Source organism: Streptomyces sp. NPDC042336, from assembly GCF_055581985.1.
The window spans coordinates 2,846-7,505 of record NZ_JBVJEA010000063.1 but is presented as its reverse complement, the minus strand read 5'-3'; the positions used below and the strand labels follow the sequence as shown (position 1 = coordinate 7,505).

Genomic DNA, 4,660 nt, shown 5'->3' with positions numbered 1-4,660 from the left:
TGGGCTTGCTTGAGCCGTGGTGCTTGGAAACAGGCATGCCCGGTTCTGAGGGGGCCGGGTCGTGGCAACATGACCCGGCTACCCGACCAGTGGCGTGGTCCGGCCATGCGAACCGACAACCTCGCCATCGCCTACCAGGCCGCACTGCACCTCGCTGCGATTCTCATGTGGACACGGCCCTGACCGAGGGTCAGAGCCTAGGACAGCGGCCGACCGCCAAGGCCAGTCCGTCTGACGCCGCGAGGTGAGAACGTCATCGGTCCTATCCATCCCTGGCGGACGAGGGCAATCTGGGAGGGCAGCGGTGACACCGGGTCGAGTGCCCTCCCGCGCGCCCAGTTCTCGAACAGCCCCTCGGTCGTCTCGACGGCGGACACCACCATGGTCACCTTCAGGTCCCCGTCGCTCCAGGTGTTCCACAGTGCCCAGCCCTCCGGCCTGGGGGCGACGCCGACCCGTGCACACAACTCCTCGTACGCTTCCTCCACCCCGGCCGGCATGGCCCCGGGCTTCAACACCGAGGCTCCGACGAGGCGGACCAGAGGCCGGTCCTCGTCCAGGCAGCCGTCACCCTCGAAGTGGTAGTGGCGGAGCGCCCGAGCAAGCACGTTCACGCTGCGCTGGAGCGGTGTCGCCTCATCCGGGTCTGCCTGGAACGAGAGCCATCCTTCGTTGGACGCCTCCACACTGACGCGGTTGGCGAGGCGCTCGATCTCCCGGAGATAGTCCAGGTCACTGAGCTCAGGTGAGGTCATGGCCCGAAGTTTCACACGATGCCGCCGACGCCGACACAGGTTATCGATCCGGCATGCAGCACCCTGCGCACCGCACTTCCAAGAGACAGACTCTAGTTCGGAGAAGACCAGCTCGCCGCCCTCGGTCTGGTCCTCAATGCCGTCGTCCTGTGGGACACCCGCTACCTCGACGCCGCCGTCCCGCAGCTGCGCGCCGAGTGCCACGGCATCAAGGACGAGGACGTCGCCCGGCTCTCCCCGCTCAAGGACCGGCACATCAACTTCCTGGGCCGCTACCTGTTCAACATCAAGGCCAGCGGCCCGGGCCAGGGGCTGCGCCCGCTGCGCGACCCGGAAGCCGCGCAGGAGGACGAGCCGGAAGAAGGGTGAACGGCGCCGTTCAGCTGCCGCAGGCGCAGCCCGAAGCCGCCGGCACGGCTTCGGTGCTCGACTCCTGGCCGGAGCAGCAGGCGTCCCCGCCGCCGAGTGCGGGGCTCTTGCCGAGCTGGTCGGCGTCTGCCTTGACGACGTAGACCTCCCACGGCTCCTTGCCGGGGCCGTGCACCCACACCTTGTCCTGGAGGGCGTAGCAGCAGGAGGTGTCGTTCTCCTCGAACGTGGCGAGCCCCGCCTCCTTGAGGCGGTCGGTGGCCGCGGTGACCTCGTCGGTGGTCTCCACCTCGACGCCAAGATGGTCCAGGCGGGTCTCCTGTCCCGGCTCGCCCTCGATGAGAACGAGCTTGAGCGGCGGGGTCGTGATCGCGAAGTTGGCGTAGCCGGGGCGGCGCTTAGCGGGTTCGACGCCGAACAGCTTGGAGTAGAAGGTCACCGACGCTTCGAGGTCGGCAACGTTGAGCGCGAGCTGGGCACGGGACATGGCGGTCTCCCCGGATCGGTTGCATCGATGCCTGTCGATGCAACTTTGCGCCTTGAATCGAAAAACGTCAACATAGAAGTATGTCGAAACAAGAGCTTGTGGTGCTCGGGCAGGACGGCGTCGAGGACTGCTGCCCTGCCCTGCTGACCGCCCCACTGGACGAGGACCAGGCCGAGACCCTGGCGAAGGTGTTCAAGGCCCTCGGCGACCCGGTCCGGCTGCGCCTGCTGTCGATGATCGCCTCCCGCGCGGGCGGGGAGGTCTGCGTCTGCGACCTCACCCCGGCCTTCGAGGTGTCCCAGCCGACGATCTCCCACCACCTCAAACTGCTCAAGCAGGCCGGTCTCATCGACTCCGAGCGGCGCGGGACGTGGGTGTACTACCGGCTGCTGCCGCAGATGACCGACCGCCTCGCGGCGATCCTCACCCGGCCCGCCGGACAGCCCCTGACCGAGACCACGGCTGCCGGGGCCGCATCGTGAACGCCGAGGCGACCACCACAGTGGCGCCCGCGGGGCCGGTCGCCCGGCGGCTGTCGTTCCTGGACCGGTTCCTCGCCGTGTGGATTCTGATCGCGATGGCGGCTGGGCTCGACCTGGGCCGCCTCGCGCCCGGCCTGGAAGACGCGCTCGCGGAGGTCACCGTTACCGACGTCTCGCTGCCGATCGCGCTCGGCCTGCTCGTGATGATGTACCCGGTGCTCGCCAAGGTCCGCTACGACCGCCTCGACACCGTCACCCGCAACCGGCGCCTGCTGATCCCGTCCCTGGTCCTGAACTGGCTCGTCGGCCCGGCCCTGATGTTCGCCCTGGCCTGGATCTTCCTGCCGGACCTGCCCGAGTACCGCACGGGCCTGATCATCGTCGGCCTCGCCCGCTGCATCGCCATGGTCATCATCTGGAACGACCTCGCCTGCGGCGACCGCGAGGCCACCGCCGTCCTGGTCGCCCTGAACTCCGTCTTCCAAGTGCTCGCGTTCAGCCTGCTCGGCTGGTTCTACCTCTCCGTACTCCCCGGCTGGCTCGGCCTGGAGCAGACCGCGCTCGACGTGTCCGTCTGGGAGATCGCCCGCAGCGTGCTGATCTTCCTCGGCATCCCGCTGCTGGCCGGGTTCCTCACCCGCCGCCTCGGCGAGAAGGCCAAGGGCCGCACCTGGTACGAGACGAAGCTGATCCCCCGCATCGGGCCGTTCGCCCTGTACGGACTGCTGTTCACAATCGTCGTGCTGTTCGCCCTCCAGGGCGGCGCCATCACCTCCCAGCCGCTCGACGTCGCCCGGATCGCACTGCCGCTTCTGGTGTACTTCGCCCTCATGTGGGCCGGTTCCATGGCCGCGGGCCGCGCGGTCGGACTGGACTACCCGAAGGCCACCACGCTGGCGTTCACCGCCGCGGGCAACAACTTCGAGCTGGCCATCGCGGTCGCCATCGCCACCTTCGGTGCCACCTCCGGCCAAGCCCTGGCCGGAGTCGTCGGCCCCCTCATCGAGGTCCCCGTCCTCATCGGCCTCGTCTACGTCGCCCTCGCCGCCCGCCGCTTCTTCCCCCAAACCGCCCCGGCGGCCGGACCGGTCGTCTCCCCGGAAGGTTCCGCCCGTGTCTGAGACCAAGCCGTCCGTGCTGTTCGTGTGCGTCCACAACGCAGGCCGCTCTCAGATGGCCGCGGCCTTTCTCACCCACCTCGGCGCAGGCCGGGTCCAGGTCCGCTCGGCCGGGTCCGCCCCCGCGAGCACGGTGAACCCGGCCGTGGTCGAGGCGATGCGGGAGTCGGGCATCGACATCTCGGCCGAGGCCCCGAGAGTCCTCACCACCGAGGCAGTGCTGGCATCCGACGTCGTGATCACCATGGGCTGCGGTGACGCCTGCCCCTACTTCCCCGGCAAGCGGTACCTGGACTGGCAGCTCGACGATCCGGCCGGACAGGGCGTCGCGGCCGTCCGGCCGATCCGCGACGAGATCGAACAGCGTGTCCGCGGCCTGCTCGCCGACCTCGGCATCGAGCCCGCGGCGTGACGGCCACCGGGACCGGCGTGCGCATCGCACCGCTGCGGCCGGAACATGCCGAGCAGGTCTTGGCGATCTACCAGCTGGGCTGCTCGAGGAAGAGGTCCAGACCGGCGACGACGGTATCGGTGGCGACTTCGGAGCGGTCGTCGGCGTTCCAGTCGGGCGCGGTCATGTGCGCGGGGACGGGTCGGCCGGCCCGGCGGGCGTGGGCGAAGATCTCGCCGCTGGCGGTCCACTTGTTGATGGTGCGCCACCCGTAGTCCATGAGGCGGGTGGTGGTCTTCTCGTACCGCGGGCCCTGGAAGTTGTCGGCGCGCAGGATGTCGACGACGCGGGCCTCGGCGGCGCGGCGCGCGGGACGGCTGGCTTCGTCCGGCACGGTTCCGGCGAGTGTGTGCTCCAGGCTCAACAGGCCCGGGGTGCTGAGCTCCTCATGCTCTTGGTCCTCCTGCAAGAGGCCCTGAGGGGCACCCCCCCTGGAAGGTCTCATCCGGCACAGTCGCTCCCTTGCGCTCTGCCGCCCCCGTGGGCCCGTTTCCAGCCTTCGTGGACGTCATAGGCGTCGGCTGCCTCTCGCCCCTCGCCAAACCCACGAGCAATTTTTGTGACTCACGCCACACCGTGAAGGGCGGGGGGAAGACCGCGGCCGGCGGCTACAGCATTCACGACTACGCGCCCCAACAGGGGCGAAATGCCGTCAAGGGAAACGGAGTTCACTAATGACTCAGAACACCCAGCAGTCCGGTGGCCAGCCGCTGCTCGGCCTGCGCAGCGCCATCGTGCTGCTGCTGGGGGTCCTCACCGGTATCGGCGCCGGCGTGCTGACCTACCTCGCGCAGCGCTCGCTGCCCGCCGCTGCTCTCGCCGCGGGGGCCGGTCTCGGAGCTGGCGTGATGTTCTTCCACGCCATCATCGGCTGACCCGCATCACACCCGGGGGGTCTTGGGGGGGGGGGGGGGGCCCGGGGGGGGGGCCCCCCCCACACCCCCCCCCGCGTGGGGGGGGGGGGGGGGGGTTTTTTTGTGATGATGTGCGGGGGGGTG

General features: G+C 69.5%; 6 protein-coding genes and 2 pseudogenes. 6 read left to right on the top strand and 2 right to left on the bottom strand.

The window, feature by feature from the left end; all coding sequences use genetic code 11:
- Nucleotides 1-87: 87 nt before the first annotated feature.
- A pseudogene (locus ACZ6IM_RS41950) lies at nt 88-183 on the top strand (IS5/IS1182 family transposase); the annotation flags it as partial.
- A 674-nt stretch (nt 184-857) separates the two neighbouring features.
- Nucleotides 858-1,124 (top strand): annotated as a pseudogene (locus tag ACZ6IM_RS41945) (Tn3 family transposase); the annotation flags it as partial.
- A 10-nt stretch (nt 1,125-1,134) separates the two neighbouring features.
- Here ACZ6IM_RS41945 and ACZ6IM_RS41940 read toward each other — a convergent pair.
- Nucleotides 1,135-1,611, bottom strand: a complete 477-nt coding sequence (locus tag ACZ6IM_RS41940; RefSeq protein WP_399682062.1) for an ArsI/CadI family heavy metal resistance metalloenzyme — start codon at nt 1,609-1,611, stop codon at nt 1,135-1,137.
- Between the two features lie 80 nt (nt 1,612-1,691).
- Here ACZ6IM_RS41940 and ACZ6IM_RS41935 point away from each other — a divergent pair, with 80 nt between their 5' ends.
- Genes ACZ6IM_RS41935 through ACZ6IM_RS41925 form a run of 3 tightly spaced genes read left to right on the top strand, consistent with a single transcriptional unit; the run spans nt 1,692 to nt 3,623 of the window.
- Nucleotides 1,692-2,093, top strand: a complete 402-nt coding sequence (locus ACZ6IM_RS41935; protein ID WP_469564490.1) for an ArsR/SmtB family transcription factor — start codon at nt 1,692-1,694, stop codon at nt 2,091-2,093.
- Nucleotides 2,090-3,214, top strand: a complete 1,125-nt coding sequence (gene arsB / locus ACZ6IM_RS41930; protein WP_469564487.1) for an ACR3 family arsenite efflux transporter — start codon at nt 2,090-2,092, stop codon at nt 3,212-3,214. Before ACZ6IM_RS41935 ends, arsB begins: the two co-directional genes overlap by 4 nt.
- Complete coding sequence (locus tag ACZ6IM_RS41925; protein WP_469564485.1) at nt 3,207-3,623, top strand: arsenate reductase ArsC; 417 nt, start codon at nt 3,207-3,209, stop codon at nt 3,621-3,623. The genes arsB and ACZ6IM_RS41925 overlap by 8 nt, the downstream gene beginning before the upstream one ends.
- 67 nt (nt 3,624-3,690) lie before the next feature.
- Here ACZ6IM_RS41925 and ACZ6IM_RS41920 read toward each other — a convergent pair whose 3' ends face one another.
- Nucleotides 3,691-3,996: a hypothetical protein gene (locus tag ACZ6IM_RS41920; protein WP_469564482.1), complete on the bottom strand. Its 306-nt coding sequence runs from the start codon at nt 3,994-3,996 to the stop codon at nt 3,691-3,693.
- Nucleotides 3,997-4,336: 340 nt separating this feature from the next.
- Here ACZ6IM_RS41920 and ACZ6IM_RS41915 point away from each other — a divergent pair, with 340 nt between their 5' ends.
- Entirely contained in the window at nt 4,337-4,537 is a 201-nt protein-coding gene (locus tag ACZ6IM_RS41915; RefSeq protein ID WP_469564479.1) for a hypothetical protein, read from the top strand.
- Nucleotides 4,538-4,660 lie beyond the last annotated feature (123 nt).